Raw genomic sequence first — 15414 nt, 5'->3', positions numbered from 1 at the left:
CCGTTCTGCCGTGTCTGCTGCTTCTACTGCGTCCATAGCCGCGCGGGTGCGCGGGTTCCGTCCGTCGTGGCTGTCGCCGCGGGTGCTGCGCACCGAGGTCCTGGCCGGGCTGGTGGTCGCGCTCGCGCTCATCCCGGAGGCGATCTCGTTCTCGATCATCGCCGGGGTGGACCCGGCGGTCGGGCTGTTCGCCTCCTTCACGATGGCGGTGACGATCGCCGTCGCCGGCGGCAGGCCGGCGATGATCTCGGCGGCCACGGGGGCCGTGGCCCTGGTCATCGCGCCGCTCAACCGGGAGCACGGCTTCGGCTACCTGGTGGCGGCGGTCATCCTGGCGGGCGTCTTCCAGATCGTTCTGGGCGCGCTCGGCGTGGGCCGGCTGATGCGGTTCATCCCGCGCTCGGTGATGGTCGGCTTCGTCAACTCCCTCTCGATCCTGGTGTTCATGGCCCAGGTGCCCGAGCTGCGGGACGTGCCGTGGGCCGTGTACCCGCTGCTGGCGGCCGGGCTGGCGCTGATGGTGTTCTTCCCGAAGGTGACCACGCTGGTACCGGCGCCGCTGGTGTCCATCGTGATCCTGATCGCGGTCACGGTGGCGGCCGGGATCGCGGTGCCCACGGTCGGCGACAAGGGGGCGCTGCCCTCGTCGCTGCCGGTGCCGGGCCTTCCCGAGGTCCCGTTCACCCTCGACACCCTGACCACCGTCGCCCCGTACGCCTTCGCCATGGCGCTGGTCGGGCTGATGGAATCCCTGATGACGGCGAAGCTGGTCGACGAGATCACCGGCACGCGCTCGTCGAAGACGCGCGAGTCGATCGGGCAGGGCGTCGCCAACATCGTCACCGGTTTCCTCGGCGGCATGGGCGGCTGCGCGATGATCGGCCAGACGATGGTCAACGTGAAGGTGTCGGGCGCCCGGACCCGGCTGTCCACCTTCCTCGCGGGCGCCTTCCTGCTGGTGCTGTGCATCGTCTTCGGCCCGGCCGTCTCGCAGATCCCCATGGCCGCGCTCGTCGCCGTGATGGTGATGGTCTGCTTCGCGACCTTCGACTGGCACTCCATCGCGCCGAAGACGCTCAAGCGGATGCCCGCGGGTGAGATCACGGTGATGGTGCTGACCGTCGTGTGCGTGGTCATCACCCACAACCTCGCGGTGGGCGTGGTCGCCGGCTCGGTCACGGCGATGGTCATCTTCGCCAAGCGCGTGGCGCGGCTCGCCGACGTCACCTCCGTGACGGACCCCGACGGCGGCCAGATCGTCTACGCGGTGAGCGGCGCGCTGTTCTTCGCCTCCTCCAACGAACTGGTCGGCCGGTTCGACTACGCGGGTGACCCGGCGCACGTGGTCATCGACCTGTCCGCGGCCCACATCTGGGACGCCTCGTCGGTCGCCACACTCGACGCGATCGAGCACCGCTACGCGCAGCTCGGCAAGACCGTGGAGATCACCGGCCTCAACGAGGCCAGTGCCCGCCTGCACGGGACCCTCAGCCGGCGCCGTTGATCGTCTGCCCTACGGGCGGAGCATGTCCGTCATCGGGGAGGGCTGCGGCTCCAGGCCCGGCAGCAGCCAGGGCTGGAAGGGAGCCAGCACCGCCAGGGCGAGGAAGACCAGCCCGACGGCGGCGGAGAAGGCGGGACCCAGGCGCCACAGCTTCTCCACGAAGATCACCGCGGCCACGGCGGCCATCGCCAGTACGTTCATGACGCCCAGCGGCACGAGGACGATCATCAGGCCCCAGCAGCAGCCGACGCAGTACGCCCCATGGTGCAAGCCGACCCGCAGGTCGCGGGCCGTCGGCCGGAATCCGGCGTAGCGCACCAGCTGGCCCATGGGGCTGCGGCAGTGGCTCAGGCAGAGGTTCTTCAGCGGGCTGAACTGGTACAGCCCGGCGATCAGGAACGCGCCGGCGCCGATCCAGCGCCCGGCGCCGGGGTGGCCGTCCAGCAGGGTCCCGGTCGCGGCGAGGAGCCCGTAGGCGATCAGGCCGAAGGCCGTCCAGGCCAGGAGGTAGCCGGCCACGAACTGCGTGGTGCGGGCCGTGCGGGCGGCTCCCGACGACTGGCGGCCGATGGCCCGGGCCCAGGTGATCGCCACCGGGGCCACCGACGGGAACATCATGGCGATCATCATGATGAGCCACAGCAGCAGGAACAGCGGGACGCCCATGCCCATGGTTCCCGGCTCGATCCCCATGTCACGGGCCTGGCCGACGACCGCCACCCAGGCGAGCAGCGCCAGCAGCGCCATGACGGCCCAGGCGAGCGCCAGCTGCCGGGCCGACAGCAGATCCGCCGGGCTCCGCGGCGGTGACGGGGCCTTCCGATCGCGGCTCACCCCTCCAGAACAGCACACCGGGCCCCTCCCCGCCCGCGCGGAACCGGGCCTGCCGGGCGGCTCCTGCGGGCGGATAATGGGCGTGGGTGATCCAGTACGCGGTCCCGAGGAGGCAGAGATGTCAGAGACGACAGCGACTGTTCCGAGGTGGCACGCCGCAGGCGACTGGTTCGACACCTGCAGGTGCAACGTGCCCTGTCCCTGCACCTTCGCGCAGCTGCCCACCAACGGCGAATGCGACGGAGTCCTCGCGTGGCACATCCGCGAGGGGCGTTACGGGGACGTGCCGCTGGACGGTCTCAACGTGCTGATGCTGGGCTCGTTCGTCGGGAACATCTGGGCCGAGCACTCCGACACCTACGCGGCGGTCTTCGTCGACGAGCGCGCCGACGACGCGCAGCGCCAGGCCCTCCAGATGATCTTCGGTGGCCAGGCGGGCAGCTGGCCCGCCGAGATGGTGAGCATGATGGGCGCCGAGATGCGCGGGATGGAGTTCGCCCCCATCGAGTTCGAGGTCGCCGACGACCTCGCGAGCTGGCGGGCCGCGATCCCCGGCCGGGTCGAGGCGAGCGCGGAGGCGCTCACCGGCCCCACCACACCGGAGGGCGCCCGGGTCCAGTCGATGAACATGCCCGGCTCGGAGACCGGTCCGGGCCAGGTCGCGACCTGGGGCCGCTCGACGGCGGACCGCGCCGACGCGTACGGATTCCAGTGGAGCAGGGAAGGCCAGTCGAGCAAGCACATCACCTTCGACTGGAGCGGCCCCGACTAGGGGGTGTCTTGGGGATCAGGCGGCCAGCGCCGCCAGCTCCGTCGCGGCCAGGCCGAGGAACTCGGGGGTGGGGGCGGGCCTCATCCCGTGCTCCGCGGCCGCCTGGTCGATGTGGTCGAGAACGGCCGCGACCGTGGGGAGGGAGCCGACCGGGCGGAGCAGCCAGAGGCGGCCCCGGGGGCGCGGCGGCAGGCCCAGGGCGGCGATGACGGCGTCGGTCTCCCGGTCGAGGTCCTGCAGGTCGGCCTCCGGGAGCGGTGCGCATGCCACGTCCGTGATGTGACCGTGGCCGTCCAGCGAGGTCTCCACCGCCCAGTGCGTGGAGCGGTCCGGGATCCAGGTCCGGGCCGCCGGGGGCCAGACGTACGGCAGGAAGGCCCAGCGCAGTTCCTCGGGAGCCGGCTCCCAGCCGAGCACCTCCAGCTCTCGGATCTCGGGCAGCCGTTCCGGTTCCAGTTCGCTGCGGCCCGTGCGGCGCAGTGCGAGCGGGTGCGGTGTTCCGTCCTCGTCCCACGACATGCGGGCACGCTATCCGACGCGGTGGCGGATGCGGGTGACCTCAGGGGTGGCGGCCGGCAAGCGCCGTGACGGTCCCTCAACCGCGCTCGCGGCTGAAGTCGACCTCCACGGGCGGCTCTCCCGGCCAGGACAGACGGGTCGGGGCGGGCGGGGTCTCGGCGACGACGGTGCCGCGGGAGACGACGTACCGGGGGCGGACCTGGCGGCGGACCGCCTCCTCGGGCGTGGGCGCCGGGAGCAGGACGAAGGAGGCGGGGGCGCCCTCCGCGATCCCGTACTCCGCCTCCGACAGGCCCAGGACCCGTGCCGCACGGTCGGTCACCATCGAGAAGGCCACCGGGATTTCGTCCGCGCCCGTGAGCTGGGCCGCGTACAGCCCGACGAGGGCGGTCTGGAGCGGGTTGGCGGTGCCGAGGGCGTTCCAGGGGTCCATCACGTCGTCGTGGCCGAAGGCCACGTTGACGCCCGCCGCCAGCATCTCCTTGACCTGGGTGAGGCCGCGCCGCCTGGGGTAGGCGTCGAAGCGGCCCTGGAGGTTGAGGTTGGCGAAGGGGTTGGAGACCAGGTTGATGCCCGAACGCGCGAGCAGGCGCTGGAGTTTGAAGCTGTACGCGCCGTTGTAGGAGCCCATCGCCGTCGTGTGGGAGGCCGTGGCGCGCTCACGCAGGCCCGAGCGCAGCGCGAGGGTGGCCAGGACCTCCACGAACCGGGACTGCTCGTCGTCGATCTCGTCACAGTGGGCGTCCACGCGCAGCCCGTGTTCCTCGGCCAGCGCGAAGGCCGTCGCCAGCGAGGCCACCCCGTCCTCGCGGGTGTCCTCGAAGTGCGGGATGGCGCCGACGACGTCGGCCCCGCGCCGGACCGCCTCGCGCAGCAGCGCCTCGCCGTCCGGGAAGGAGACGATCCCCTCCTGCGGGAAGGCCACGATCTGGAGGGTCATGACGTCCCGCACCCGGTCGCGCACCTCCAGCAGCGCGTCGAGCGCGGTCAGGGCCGGGTCGGTGATGTCGCAGTGGGTGCGCACGTGCAGCACGCCCTGCGCCGCCTGCCAGCGCAGCACCTCGCTCGCCCGCGCGACGACGTCCTCGCGGGTCAGGGTCCGCTTGCGCTCGCTCCAGCACGCGATGCCCTCCCAAAGGGTCCCGGAGGCGTTGGGGCGCGGTTCGCCGGCGGTGAGGGCGGTGTCGAGGTGGATGTGCGGCTCGACGAAGGGCGCGCTGAGGAGCGCGCCGTGGGCCTCGATGAGGACGCCGGTGGCCGGCGGTTCCTTCTGGTCGTCGTACGGCACCACCCGCGCGATCCGGCCGTCCTCGGCGACCTCCACGTCGACGAGGCCGTGAACGTGCAGCAGCCGGGCGCCCCGGACGATCATCCGCATGACGCCAGCGTACGCACGCGGCCCGACGTTTCACGTGAAACATCGGGCCGTGATCGGTGCGTGGCTAGCCTCGCTTGGCCTGAGCCTTCTGCTGCATGCCGCGCGTCTTCGCGGCGACCGACTGGACGTCTCTGACCGCGGCCTTGGCGCGGGCCTCGGCCGCCGTGTTCTTCGCCATCGCACGCTCGGAATCGTGGTGGCCGTGGTGACCCCCGGAACCAGCCTTCTTGGCCATGATCAGTCCTCCTGGGAGCACGGGACAGGCGTACGGGTGCTACGCGATCCACTGTCCGCCCGTACGGGGCGTTCGGCATCCCGGCAGGCCGTGCGCCCGATGCGGCAAGAATGGGGGGCATGACCAGCGACAGCGAGAACACCCCCGAGATGCCCGACTGGGAGAAGCGCTTCCGGGCGCCGCGCGTCGGGCTGCCCGAATGGGCGGAGGACGCCCCGGACCGTTGCCTCTTCGTCTCCAACGCGACGGGGACCTTCGAGCTCTACGCCTGGGACCGCGCCACCGGCACGCAGCGGCAGGCCACCGACCGCCCCAACGGCACCACCGACGGCACCCTGTCCCCCGACGGCGAGTGGATCTGGTGGTTCTCCGACACCGACGGCGACGAGTTCGGCACCTGGGTGCGCCAGCCCTTCGCGGGCGGCCCCGACGAGCCGGCCACCCCGGGGCTCGAGCCCTCCTACCCGGCCGGGCTCGCGATCGGCCGGGACGGGACGGCGGTCGTCGGGCGCTCCACCGACGAGGACGGCTCGACCGTCCACGTGGTGCCCGCGGACGGCTCCGAGCCCACGGTGATCTACCGGCACCGCGAGTCCGCCGGCGTCGGCGACCTGTCCCGCGACGGAACGCTGGTCGCCATCGAGCACACCGAGCACGGTGACGCCATGCACTCGGCGGTGCGCGTGCTCACCCTCGACGGGACCACCGTCGCCGAGCTGGACGACTCCAAGGGCGGCACCGAGGAGCTGGGCCTGGAGGTGCTCGGCTTCGCGCCGGTCCCGGGCGACACCCGGCTGCTCGTCGGCCACCAGCGGCGCGGCCGGTGGGAGCCGATGGTGTGGGACGTGGCATCCGGCGCCGAGGTCGGCCTGGCCATCGACCTGCCGGGCGATGTCAGCGCCGAGTGGTACCCGGACGGCTCGGCCCTGCTCATCGCGCACAGCTTCGAGGCGCGCAGCGAGCTCTGGCGGTACGACCTGGCCGCGCGGGACCTCGTACGAGTGGACACCCCGCCGGGGACGGTCTCGGGTGCCACGGCCCGGCCCGACGGGACGGTGGAGTTCCTGTGGTCCTCCGCCGCCGAGCCCTCGGCCGTACGGTCCACCGCGGGCGGGATCGTTCTGGAGGCGCCCGGCTTCCGCGCTCCCGGCTCCGTGCCGGTGGAGGACGTGTGGGTGGAGGGTCCGGGAGGGCGCATCCACGCGCTCGCGCAGCGGCCGGCCGGCCGGGGCGAGGGCCCCTTCCCGACGGTGTTCGAGATCCACGGCGGGCCCACCTGGCACGACAGCGACGCCTTCGCGGCGGCCCCGGCGGCCTGGCTGGACCACGGCTTCGCGGTGGTCCGGGTCAACTACCGCGGCTCGACCGGCTACGGCCGCGCGTGGACGGACGCCCTCAAGCACCGGGTCGGCCTGATCGAGCTGGAGGACATCGCCGCGGTCCGGGAGTGGGCGGTCTCCTCCGGCCTCGCGGATCCGGCCCGCCTCGTCCTGTCGGGCGGCTCCTGGGGCGGTTACCTGACGCTGCTGGGGCTGGGTACGCAGCCGGGAGCGTGGGCCGTGGGCCTGGCCGCCGTGCCGGTCGCGGACTACGTGACGGCCTACCACGACGAAATGGAGGCACTGAAGTCCCTGGACCGCACCCTCTTCGGCGGGACGCCGGAGGAGGTCCCGGACCGCTTCGAGGCGTCCTCGCCGCTGACGTACGTGGACGCGGTGAAGGCTCCCGTCCACATCGCGGCGGGCGTCAACGACCCGCGCTGCCCGATCCGGCAGATCGACAACTACGTGGACCGGCTGGCGGCGCGCGGGGCGGTGCACGAGGTGTACCGGTACGACGCGGGACACGGCTCGCTGGTCGTGGAGGAACGGATCAAGCAGCTCCGGATGGAGCTGGAGTTCACGCTGAAGCACCTGCCCGCCTGACCCTGCGGGACGGCGACCGGTGCACCCCCCGTACGGTGGTGGGGTGCACCGGTTTCTCCTGACCCCGCGCTGGTGGGGGATCAACGTCTTCGTCGCGCTCGCCGTCCCCTTCTGCCTGTTCATGGGGTCCTGGCAGCTCGGCCGGTTCGAGGACCGCGTCGACAGCCACCGGGAGGCGACCGCCGAGCGGCCCGCCGACCAGGCCGCGGCGCCGCTGGACTCGCTCCTTCCGGTGGACAAGAAGACCTCGGGGCGCCTGGCCGGGGTCACCGGGCAGTACGCGGAACAGCTGCTGGTCCCCGACCGGCAGCTCGACGGGAAGTCCGGCTTCTACGTCCTGACCCTGCTGAAGACCGACTCCGGCAAGGCCGTCCCGGTGGTCCGGGGCTGGCTGCCGGGGAGCGCGGACCCGGCGAAGGCTCCGGCTGCGCCGACCGGGCGCGTGGAGGTCACGGGCGCGCTGCAGGCCTCGGAGAACTCGGGTACCCAGGGGGTCCACGCCCAGGGCGGTCTGCCGGCCGGGCAGCTCGGGGTGATCGGGGCGGCCTCGCTGGTCAACATCGTGCCGTACGACCTGTATGACGCCTGGCTCACCGTGCAGACCCCGGCGGACGGCATGATCCCGGTGCCCGCGCAGGCGCCGAACGACACCGGGCTCGACCTGAAGGCCTTCCAGAACCTCGGCTACACGGGCGAGTGGTTCGTCTTCGTCGCCTTCGTGCTCTTCATGTGGTTCCGGCTCTACCGCCGCGAGGTGGAGACCCTCCGCGACGCGGAAGCCGGGCTGGTCCCCGCGACGGCGGACCAGCCCGCCTGACCGACCTGCGGCCGTTCTGCCGGGGCTACGGCTTGGGCGGGGAGTCCACCGGGATCGTGCCCGTCCGGTACAGCGTGCCGCCGCACGCCTCGGGAATCGTGGTCTGCGTGGTCGGCGCCCCCGCCTGGGGTGTGTGGGACACCGCCACACCGGCCGGCTTCGCGGGCTCCTCGCCCGCCTGGGGGTCCGTGGACGCCGCCGTTCCGGCGGGCCCCGTCCCGGTGTCGCCGTTCTGCTCCTGAGGCGGCTTCGCGCTCGCACCCGTGTCGGGGCTCTCCGCCGTACAGGCCTCCCCCGACGGCACCCACGCGAAGCGGACCTCGTACGCCGTGTTCGGCGGGAGCACCAGCTCCGGAGCCTCCGCCGAGGGATCGGGCAGCAGCCCGCTCGCCGGGTCCCCCGCCGTGTGGCCGACCACGGCGACCCCCGGCCCCTTGCCGGGCGCGGAGGCGGCCCCGGCGGCCGCCGTCACGGTGTCCGGGCCGGTGACCTTACAGCCCCGCCCCGAGACGTTGGTGACCTTGAAACTGCCGTACACCTTGCCGTCGGTCTCGGGGGAGCGGGCCGAGCCCACGACCCCCAGCTGTTCGGCTCCGCACCCGGGGAGCGCCGCGGCGGCGGCCGGCGGGTACGGTCCGCCGCCGGCGGCAGGGCCGGTCGTGGTGCCGCCCGTTCCGGCCGACGCACCGGCGCCGCCGGAGGGGCCGGCCGTCACCCCGCCGGACGGGGTACCGCCGAGGTCGGGGACCGGCTGCCCACTGCCGCCGCCCGCGTCGGGGCCGCTGCCGGCGGAGCGGGAGGGCCTCGGCCGGGCCCCGGAGCCGTTCTGATGCGGAACGGACGGGGCGACGCCCGACATGCCGCCCGACTGCTGTCCGTGCCCCGCCATGGCCGAGTGCTCGGTGGGCTCGCCCTCGCCGGCCGTCAGGTGCAGGGCGGCCGGGATCGCGGTCCCGGCGAGCAGGGCCACGGCCGCGGCGCCGACCAGGATCTGACGCTTCAGTGCCCGGCGCGCGGGAACCGCACACCGCAGCCGCTCCAGCGCCCCCTCGGAGGGCTCCAGACCCTCGACGGCCCCGTGCAGCAGGCCCCGCAGGGCCTGCTCCTCGCCGGCGCCGCCCAGCGGCATGTGGTCGTCCATCATGACTGCGCAGCCTCCATCGCCACCCGCAGCGCGGCAATGCCCCGCGATCCGTACGCCTTCACCGACCCGAGCGACACTCCGAGCGTCTCGGCGACCTGGGCCTCGGTCATGTCCGCGAAGTAGCGCAGCACCAGTACCTCTCGCTGGCGCCGCTGCAGTCCGCGCATCGCCTTGATCAGATCGTCCCGTTCCAGCTGGTCGTAGGCGCCTTCCTCGGCGCTCGCCATGTTCGGCATCGGCTTCGACAGCAGCTTGAGGCCGAGGATGCGCCGGCGCAGGGCGGACCGCGAGAGGTTCACGACGGTCTGGCGCAGGTACGCCAGCGTCTTGTCCCGGTCACGGACCCGGTTCCGGGCGGAGTGGACGCGGATGAACGCCTCCTGGACCACGTCCTCGCAGGAGGCGGTGTCGTCGAGGAGCAGCGCGGCGAGGCCGAGGAGCGAGCGGTAGTGCGCCTGGTAGGTCTCGGTGAGGTGGTCGACGGTGGTGCCGGCCACCACTACGCTCACCGCCTCGGGCGCCCCGGCTCCCTCTGCCGTCCCGGCAGGCCCGACCGGCTCCGCCGGACCGCTCTTGCCGCCGCTGCTCCCCGTCGCCTCAGCGCTGTCGCGCGGCGCGGGCACGCGGCCGCCCCGGGTCGTCGCGGGTGCCCGTACGGACACCTCGGCAGCCGGCCCCGCCGGCGGGACGGGAAGGATCACGGGAAGACCGCCGCCGGGCGCACGGAAGCCCCGGTGCGACGGGACGGACCCGGTGCGCGCCGGTAGGACGGCCCATTCCAGCAATGCCTCTGCCACGCCAGTAGGACACGCGTCCCCCCGTCAGGGTTGTACGCGCGAGGCAGTCCAGCCAGCAATATCCTCATTGCCCTCATGCGTACCCGCTCTTCCCGATTGCCCCGTCCTTCGAGACGGCAGTCGGGCCATCACCTTGATCAAGGGATCGGCACCGATCCTACAAAGCGAATTACGCAGATTCACCTGCGATCAGTTCCGCGATGTGCGTGGCATTCAGGGCGGCGCCCCTGCGGAGATTGTCGGCGCAGACGAAGAACTCCAGCGAGCAGGGGTCGTCGAGCGAGACCCGCACCCGTCCCACCCAGGCGGGATCCGTCCCCGCGGCGTCCGAAGGGGTCGGGAACTCCCCCGCCGCCGGGTCGTCCACGAGGACCACGCCCGGCGCGGCCTCCAGGACCTTCCGGGCGTGCGCGGCGTTCACCTCGTTGTCGAAGCGTGCCCGCACGGTCAGGGAATGCCCGGTCACCACGGGCACCTGTACGCAGGTCACCGCGACCGGGAGCCGGTCCAGCCGCAGGATCCGGCGCGTCTGCGCCCGTACGGCCAGCTCGTGCGAGGACCAGCCGTCCTCGCGCAGCTCACCCGACCAGGGCACGACGTTGAGGGCCAGCGGCGCCGCGAAGGGGCCGGTGTCCTCGCCCACGGCCCGGCGCACGTCACCGGGCTGCTCGCCCAGGGCGGTCCCCGCGAGGAGCGACAGCTGGCGGCGCAGCGCCTCGGAGCCGGCCCGGCCGGCGGCGCTCGCGGCCTGGTACGAGGAGACGGCCAGGTCGCAGAGGGAGTACTCGGTGTGCAGCGGCCCGAGGGCGGCGATCATCGCGGCGGTCACGCAGTCGGGACCGGCGACGATCCCGCGCGGCCGGATCCGGACGGCGTGCCCGTTGACTTCGGGCACCACCAGGGGCACCTCGGGGTCCTCGCGGAAGGCGGCGGACTGGTCCACGACCACGGCTCCCCGCTCGGTCACCACGGGGGCCCACCGGGCCGAGACCGCGGCCGGGGTGAGGAAGAGCGCGACGTCGCCCGGACCGAGGCCGTCGAAGGCGTCCTCGGTGAGGGCGAGCACCTCGGTCTCCTCCGCGCGGACGGTCAGCACGCGGCCGGCCGAGCGCGCGGAGGCGATCAGGCGTATGTCGCCCCAGACGTCCGCCCGCTGGGACAGGATCTGGAGCAGGACCGAACCGACTGCTCCGGTCGCTCCGACCACGGCGAGCGCCGGGCCGGAGGACCGGTCCGCGGTCATCGTCCGGTGCCTCCGTAGACGACGGCCTCGTCACTGTCGGAGTCGAGGCCGAAGGCCGTGTGCACGGCGCGGACGGCTTCGTTGACGTCGTCCTGGCGGGTCACGACCGAGATGCGGATCTCCGAGGTGGAGATCAGCTCGATGTTGACGCCCGCATCGGACAGCGCCTGGAAGAAGGAGGCGGTGACGCCCGGGTTCGTCTTCATGCCGGCGCCGACCAGGGAGATCTTGCCGATCTGGTCGTCGTAGCGCAGGGAGTCGAAGCCGATCTGGCCCTTCGCCTTCTCCAGGGCGTCGATGGCCTTGTGGCCCTCGGCCTTGGGGAGCGTGAAGGAGATGTCGGTCAGGCCCGTGGAGGCCGCCGACACGTTCTGCACGATCATGTCGATGTTGATCTCGGCGTCCGCGATGGCCCGGAAGATCGCCGCGGCCTCGCCCGGCTTGTCCGGGACGCCGACGACCGTGATCTTGGCTTCGGAGACGTCGTGAGCGACTCCGGAGATGATGGCGTGCTCCACCTGCTCGTCCCCTTGCGGCTTCTCGTTGCTGACCCAGGTGCCGCGCAGTCCGGAGAAGGACGAGCGGACGTGGATCGGAATGTTGTAACGGCGTGCGTACTCCACGCAGCGGTGCAGCAGCACCTTGGAACCGGAGGCGGCGAGCTCCAGCATGTCCTCGGAGGAGATCCAGTCGATCTTCCGTGCCTTCTTCACCACGCGCGGGTCGGCGGTGAAGACGCCGTCCACGTCGGTGTAGATCTCGCAGACCTCGGCGTCCAGCGCCGCGGCGAGCGCGACGGCGGTGGTGTCCGAACCGCCGCGGCCGAGGGTGGTGATGTCCTTGGAGTCCGCGGACACGCCCTGGAAGCCGGCGACGATGGCGATGTTGCCCTCGTCCAGCGCGGTGCGGATACGGCCCGGCGTGACATCGATGATGCGCGCTTTGTTGTGGACCGAGTCGGTGATCACGCCTGCCTGGCTACCGGTGAACGACTGGGCCTCGTGGCCCAGGTTTTTGATCGCCATGGCCAGCAGGGCCATGGAGATCCGCTCTCCGGCGGTCAGCAGCATGTCGAACTCACGCCCGGCAGGCATCGGGGATACCTGCTCGGCGAGATCGATCAGCTCGTCCGTCGTGTCGCCCATCGCGGAAACCACGACGACCACCTGGTGGCCGTTCTTCTTGGCATCCACGATCCGCTTGGCGACGCGCTTGATGCCCTCGGCATCGGCTACGGAGGAGCCTCCGTACTTCTGCACGACAAGGCCCACGTGCGCTCCTCGCTCAGTCCGTCTCATTGCTGGTGCAGTCTAACGAGCGGCCGCGATCCGACCGCTTCGTACCACATCATGAGACGAAAGGATCAAAGAATACGTTCCCCGCCGCGCGGACCGGATCACGGGCGGCCGAGACCGCCGAGCTCCTCCGCCATGACCTGTCCGGCCTGCTCCGCGAGGTCGTCCTCGGCCAGGTCCTCGTCCGTGTCCAGGCCGTCCAGGGCCGCCAGCGGCTGGTCCAGCCGGACGTGCGCGATCAGGGACTGGAGGGCGCGCAGGGTGGCCGAGGCCGTCGGACCCCAGTTGGTGAAGTACGAGAACTGCCACCACCACAGCGCCTCGGTGATCCGGCCCGCCTGGTGGTGGATGAGGCCGTGCCGCAGGTCGGCGACCACCTCGGCCAGGTCGTCGGAGATCCGGTGCGCCACCGGCGCCTTGCGCGGCTCGTACGGGTCGAAGACCTCGGAGTAGACGTCGACCGGCTCCAGCATCAGCGCGAACCGCTCGCGCAGGTCGTCCACGTCAGGCTCCGGGCCGAGGTCGGGCTCGTAGCGCTCCTCGGGCAGGACGTCCTGGTACGCGCCCAGCCGCCCGCCCGCCAGCAGCAGCTGCGAGACCTCCAGGAGGAGGAAGGGCACCGCGCTGTCCGGGTCCTCGCCCTTGGCCACTTCCGTGACCGCGACGATGAACGACTCGATCTGGTCCGCGATCGAAGCGGCGAAGTCGTCCGGGTCCTGGCCCACAGCGTGCAGCATTGCGTCAGACATCGAGAAGTCGCCTTCCTTCAAAGGCCCGCCCGAGCGTGACCTCGTCCGCGTACTCCAGATCTCCCCCGACGGGGAGCCCGCTGGCCAGGCGGGTGACCTTCAGGCCCATGGGCTTGATCATGCGGGCGAGGTAGGTGGCGGTCGCCTCGCCCTCCAGGTTCGGATCGGTCGCCAGGATCAGCTCGGTGACCGTGCCGTCCGCGAGCCGCGCCAGCAGCTCCCGGATGCGCAGGTCGTCGGGGCCGACCCCTTCGATCGGGCTGATCGCGCCGCCGAGGACGTGGTACTTGCCCCGGAACTCGCGGGTCCGCTCGATCGCGACGACGTCCTTCGGCTCTTCCACGACACAGATGACGGTGGTGTCGCGGCGCGGGTCACGACAGATGCCGCACCGCTCCTCCTGCGCCACGTTCCCGCACACCGCGCAGAACCTGACCTTGTCCTTGACCTCGAGCAGCGCGTGCGCGAGGCGGCGGACGTCGGTGGGCTCGGCCTGCAGGATGTGGAAGGCGATCCGCTGCGCGCTCTTGGGCCCGACGCCGGGCAGCCTGCCCAGTTCGTCGATCAGGTCCTGGACCACGCCTTCGTACAACGGACTGCCTTCTTTCGGTTTCGGTGGGTGGTGCGGGTACTAGAACGGAAGGCCGGGAATGCCGCTGCCGCCGCCCAGCCCCTGGGCCAGCGGGCCCAGCTTCTGCTGCTGGAGCGCCTGGGCATTCTCGTTGGCCGCCTGGACCGCCGCGACCACCAGGTCGGCGAGGGTCTCGGTGTCCTCCGGGTCCACCGCCTTCGGATCGATCACCAGCGCGCGCAGTTCACCGGAACCGGTGACGGTCGCCCTGACGAGGCCGCCGCCGGCCTGGCCCTCGACCTCGGCCTGCGCGAGCTCTTCCTGGGCTGCGGCGAGGTCCTGCTGCATCTTCTGGGCCTGCTGGAGCAGCTGCTGCATATTGGGCTGGCCACCACCGGGAATCACAGGTCACTCACTCCGTAGCATCGGTCCAAGCCTGGGGCAGCTTGGTCAATCCGAGCCTACGTGCTCCCCGGGCGCCGCGCCCTACGCCGAGAGGACCAACTCTTTCGAGTGAGAGTCCGGGCGTACGCGTACCTGCTGGAGACCTCCTTGCGAGCGGAAATCCCGGGATTTGTTGTCCATCGCGTGTCATTCGAAGGTAGGAAGAGCATGCGCACCATTGCGCACACGCGCACCACCACACGTCAGCGCAGGCAGAGGGAGCGCCGGGTGAGCCAGCCGGAGATGCAGCCCGAGGGGCCACCCCGGGATCCCCGGGAGGAGGGCGGCGGTCCGATGGCGGGCGATCTGACCGGCCGGCCGTTCCCCCTGGGGGACTGGGGCGAGCCCGCCGAGCGGCTCGACGAGCTCTACCGGCGCGTCGAGGCCGACGCACTGCGCACCGCCGAGTGGTACCTGTCCGACCGGGCGTGGAAGCGCCGGGGGGCGCGCGTGCTGCGTGCCGGAGCGGCCGTGGGCGCCGTCACGGGCGCCGCGATGCCGCTGCTGGAGCTGACGGGCTCGGCGCCGGGCGCGTCGGCGTACGGGTACCTGGCGCTCCTCCTCGGCGCGGCCTGCCTGGCCTGCGACCGGTTCTTCGGCCTGACCTCGGGCTGGATGCGCGACGTGGCCACCGCCCAGGCGGTGCAGCGCCGCCTGCAGACCCTCCAGTTCGACTGGGCCTCGGAGAACGTGCGGGAGGTGCTCGGCCCGACGGAGGGCACGGCCAGCGAGGCCGCCGAGCGCTGCCTCACCGTGCTGCGCCGCTTCTCGGAGGACGTGACGGAGCTGGTGCGCTCCGAGACCGCGGAGTGGATGGTGGAGTTCAGCTCCGGCCCGGCCCCGCTGGTGATGCAGTCCCTGGGAGCCAACGGAGCCCGCCCGGACGCCTACGTCCCCCCGGCCCGTTTCCCCCTCCCGCCGGGCACCCGCCCGAACATGCCCCGCCAGCGGCCCCCGGAACAGCCCCGCTGACACGCCGGCCCCACCGGCGTTTGGGGGCGCGGGACACTTCGGGCGCGGGGCACTTCCGGCGCGGAGCACTTCCAGCCCCGCCGGCGTTCGAGGCGCGGGGCACTTCCAGCCTCGCCGGCGTTTGAGGCGCGGGGGCTGGGGCGGCGCCCCAGGAAACGGAGAAAGGGCGGGGCGGGGACCTGCTCCGCGCAGCGGAACCCGCACCCGCCCCCAGC

The 15414-nt window shown here is 72.3% G+C and carries 16 protein-coding genes; 5 read left to right on the top strand and 11 right to left on the bottom strand.

Features of this window, described 5'->3' with window-relative positions; genetic code table 11:
* Positions 1-10 precede the first annotated feature (10 nt).
* On the top strand, positions 11-1504 hold the full coding sequence (locus tag ACIP5M_RS04035) for a SulP family inorganic anion transporter (protein ID WP_401191493.1): 1494 nt from the start codon (positions 11-13) through the stop codon (positions 1502-1504).
* Positions 1505-1513: 9 nt separating this feature from the next.
* Here the strand turns inward: ACIP5M_RS04035 and ACIP5M_RS04030 are convergent, their stop codons facing one another.
* Complete coding sequence (locus tag ACIP5M_RS04030; protein WP_401191491.1) at positions 1514-2338, bottom strand: DUF2182 domain-containing protein; 825 nt, start codon at positions 2336-2338, stop codon at positions 1514-1516.
* A 118-nt stretch (positions 2339-2456) separates the two neighbouring features.
* Here ACIP5M_RS04030 and ACIP5M_RS04025 point away from each other — a divergent pair, with 118 nt between their 5' ends.
* Positions 2457-3110, top strand: coding sequence for a DUF1326 domain-containing protein (locus ACIP5M_RS04025; RefSeq protein ID WP_401191489.1), 654 nt, complete (start codon positions 2457-2459; stop codon positions 3108-3110).
* A gap of 15 nt (positions 3111-3125) precedes the next feature.
* Here the strand turns inward: ACIP5M_RS04025 and ACIP5M_RS04020 are convergent, their stop codons facing one another.
* The 3 genes from ACIP5M_RS04020 to ACIP5M_RS04010 all read right to left on the bottom strand — a co-directional run bounded on the left by ACIP5M_RS04020 (position 3126) and on the right by ACIP5M_RS04010 (position 5242).
* Complete coding sequence (locus ACIP5M_RS04020; RefSeq protein ID WP_401191487.1) at positions 3126-3629, bottom strand: DUF5956 family protein; 504 nt, start codon at positions 3627-3629, stop codon at positions 3126-3128.
* Between the two features lie 76 nt (positions 3630-3705).
* Entirely contained in the window at positions 3706-5007 is a 1302-nt protein-coding gene (gene codA / locus ACIP5M_RS04015) for a cytosine deaminase (protein WP_401191485.1), read from the bottom strand.
* Positions 5008-5071: 64 nt separating this feature from the next.
* Complete coding sequence (locus ACIP5M_RS04010; protein WP_401191483.1) at positions 5072-5242, bottom strand: hypothetical protein; 171 nt, start codon at positions 5240-5242, stop codon at positions 5072-5074.
* A gap of 110 nt (positions 5243-5352) precedes the next feature.
* On the opposite strand from ACIP5M_RS04010, the gene ACIP5M_RS04005 reads away from it, so the two are divergent.
* Positions 5353-7167, top strand: a complete 1815-nt coding sequence (locus ACIP5M_RS04005) for a prolyl oligopeptidase family serine peptidase (RefSeq protein ID WP_401191481.1) — start codon at positions 5353-5355, stop codon at positions 7165-7167.
* A gap of 43 nt (positions 7168-7210) precedes the next feature.
* Entirely contained in the window at positions 7211-7984 is a 774-nt protein-coding gene (locus tag ACIP5M_RS04000) for an SURF1 family protein (RefSeq protein WP_401191479.1), read from the top strand.
* 25 nt (positions 7985-8009) lie between these two features.
* Here the strand turns inward: ACIP5M_RS04000 and ACIP5M_RS03995 are convergent, their stop codons facing one another.
* From ACIP5M_RS03995 to ACIP5M_RS03965, 7 genes are all read right to left on the bottom strand, one after another.
* Positions 8010-9128, bottom strand: a complete 1119-nt coding sequence (locus tag ACIP5M_RS03995; protein WP_401191477.1) for a hypothetical protein — start codon at positions 9126-9128, stop codon at positions 8010-8012.
* Positions 9125-9925, bottom strand: coding sequence for a SigE family RNA polymerase sigma factor (locus ACIP5M_RS03990; RefSeq protein ID WP_401191475.1), 801 nt, complete (start codon positions 9923-9925; stop codon positions 9125-9127). The genes ACIP5M_RS03995 and ACIP5M_RS03990 overlap by 4 nt, the downstream gene beginning before the upstream one ends.
* Before the next feature lie 169 nt (positions 9926-10094).
* Complete coding sequence (locus ACIP5M_RS03985) at positions 10095-11168, bottom strand: aspartate-semialdehyde dehydrogenase (RefSeq protein WP_401191473.1); 1074 nt, start codon at positions 11166-11168, stop codon at positions 10095-10097.
* Entirely contained in the window at positions 11165-12439 is a 1275-nt protein-coding gene (locus ACIP5M_RS03980; protein ID WP_401191471.1) for an aspartate kinase, read from the bottom strand. Before ACIP5M_RS03980 ends, ACIP5M_RS03985 begins: the two co-directional genes overlap by 4 nt.
* Before the next feature lie 125 nt (positions 12440-12564).
* Positions 12565-13212, bottom strand: a complete 648-nt coding sequence (locus tag ACIP5M_RS03975; protein ID WP_401191469.1) for a DUF5063 domain-containing protein — start codon at positions 13210-13212, stop codon at positions 12565-12567.
* Positions 13205-13804, bottom strand: coding sequence for a recombination mediator RecR (gene recR, locus ACIP5M_RS03970; protein ID WP_363057095.1), 600 nt, complete (start codon positions 13802-13804; stop codon positions 13205-13207). Before recR ends, ACIP5M_RS03975 begins: the two co-directional genes overlap by 8 nt.
* Positions 13805-13843: 39 nt before the next feature.
* Positions 13844-14188: a YbaB/EbfC family nucleoid-associated protein gene (locus ACIP5M_RS03965; RefSeq protein ID WP_401191467.1), complete on the bottom strand. Its 345-nt coding sequence runs from the start codon at positions 14186-14188 to the stop codon at positions 13844-13846.
* Positions 14189-14455: 267 nt separating this feature from the next.
* Between ACIP5M_RS03965 and ACIP5M_RS03960 the strand changes: the two genes are divergently transcribed.
* Positions 14456-15199, top strand: a complete 744-nt coding sequence (locus ACIP5M_RS03960) for an SLATT domain-containing protein (RefSeq protein ID WP_401191883.1) — start codon at positions 14456-14458, stop codon at positions 15197-15199.
* The last annotated feature ends 215 nt before the right edge of the window (positions 15200-15414 follow it).

Source organism: Streptomyces sp. NPDC088762, from assembly GCF_044750905.1.
GTDB lineage: Bacteria > Actinomycetota > Actinomycetes > Streptomycetales > Streptomycetaceae > Streptomyces.
Note: the sequence above shows the minus strand (reverse complement) of the source record. Positions and strands in the feature narration are given on the sequence as shown.